The organism is Bacillus sp. GMa5/1 (assembly GCF_050172015.1).
GTDB lineage: Bacteria > Bacillota > Bacilli > Bacillales > Bacillaceae_G > Bacillus_A > Bacillus_A cereus.
The window spans coordinates 1-1,368 of sequence record NZ_JBNLYC010000398.1; the positions used below are offsets into that span (position 1 = coordinate 1).

Consider the following 1,368-nt stretch of genomic DNA (forward strand, 5'->3'; position numbering starts at 1 on the left):
GCTGAGCTGTGATGGGGAAGCTCCTTATGGAGCGAAGTCTTTGATTCCCCGCTGCCAAGAAAAGCTTCTAGCGAGATAAAAGGTGCCTGTACCGCAAACCGACACAGGTAGGCGAGGAGAGAATCCTAAGGTGTGCGAGAGAACTCTGGTTAAGGAACTCGGCAAAATGACCCCGTAACTTCGGGAGAAGGGGTGCTTTCTTAACGGAAAGCCGCAGTGAATAGGCCCAAGCGACTGTTTAGCAAAAACACAGCTCTCTGCGAAGCCGTAAGGCGAAGTATAGGGGGTGACACCTGCCCGGTGCTGGAAGGTTAAGGAGAGGGGTTAGCGTAAGCGAAGCTCTGAACTGAAGCCCCAGTAAACGGCGGCCGTAACTATAACGGTCCTAAGGTAGCGAAATTCCTTGTCGGGTAAGTTCCGACCCGCACGAAAGGTGTAACGATTTGGGCACTGTCTCAACCAGAGACTCGGTGAAATTATAGTACCTGTGAAGATGCAGGTTACCCGCGACAGGACGGAAAGACCCCGTGGAGCTTTACTGTAGCCTGATATTGAATTTTGGTACAGTTTGTACAGGATAGGCGGGAGCCATTGAAACCGGAGCGCTAGCTTCGGTGGAGGCGCTGGTGGGATACCGCCCTGACTGTATTGAAATTCTAACCTACGGGTCTTATCGACCCGGGAGACAGTGTCAGGTGGGCAGTTTGACTGGGGCGGTCGCCTCCTAAAGTGTAACGGAGGCGCCCAAAGGTTCCCTCAGAATGGTTGGAAATCATTCGTAGAGTGCAAAGGCATAAGGGAGCTTGACTGCGAGACCTACAAGTCGAGCAGGGACGAAAGTCGGGCTTAGTGATCCGGTGGTTCCGCATGGAAGGGCCATCGCTCAACGGATAAAAGCTACCCCGGGGATAACAGGCTTATCTCCCCCAAGAGTCCACATCGACGGGGAGGTTTGGCACCTCGATGTCGGCTCATCGCATCCTGGGGCTGTAGTCGGTCCCAAGGGTTGGGCTGTTCGCCCATTAAAGCGGTACGCGAGCTGGGTTCAGAACGTCGTGAGACAGTTCGGTCCCTATCCGTCGTGGGCGTAGGAAATTTGAGAGGAGCTGTCCTTAGTACGAGAGGACCGGGATGGACGCACCGCTGGTGTACCAGTTGTTCTGCCAAGGGCATAGCTGGGTAGCTATGTGCGGAAGGGATAAGTGCTGAAAGCATCTAAGCATGAAGCCCCCCTCAAGATGAGATTTCCCATAGCGTAAGCTAGTAAGATCCCTGAAAGATGATCAGGTTGATAGGTTCGAGGTGGAAGCATGGTGACATGTGGAGCTGACGAATACTAATAGATCGAGGACTTAACCATATAATATG

1 rRNA gene is annotated in these 1,368 nt (G+C 53.1%); it reads left to right on the forward strand.

Annotated features, from left to right (window positions below):
* Nucleotides 1-1,360: ribosomal RNA gene (locus ACQGSG_RS28930) — 23S ribosomal RNA — on the forward strand; the annotation flags it as partial.
* Between the last annotated feature and the right edge of the window lie 8 nt (nucleotides 1,361-1,368).